The 305-nt window shown below is 68.2% G+C and carries 1 protein-coding gene; it reads left to right on the plus strand.

The window, feature by feature from the left end; genetic code table 11:
- Positions 1 to 305: hypothetical protein (locus RAD10_RS41630; RefSeq protein WP_461622005.1), on the plus strand; the 305-nt coding region annotated here is incomplete at both ends.

Genomic DNA, 305 nt, shown 5'->3' on the forward strand with positions numbered 1-305 from the left:
GCAGGCACCGTGAACGGCGATGCGACCGTCGGCACCGACACGATCCGCAACGTCGAGGCCGCCCGCGGCACCAATTTTGACGACACGTTCGACGCGACCGGATTCGGTCAGGCCGGGGCGACCAACGTCGGCTCCTCCGGCGCCTTTAACGACTTCGCCGGCGCCGGCGGCAACGACACCATCATCGGCAACGGCTCCACCCGCCTGAACTACCAGATCGCGGCCTCGAGCGTCAGCGTCGACCTCGAGACCAGCGCCGTCGGGACCACAAATGCGGTTACGGTTGCCGGCAGCGCCACAGGTGC

The organism is Bradyrhizobium sp. 23AC, assembly GCF_054863025.1.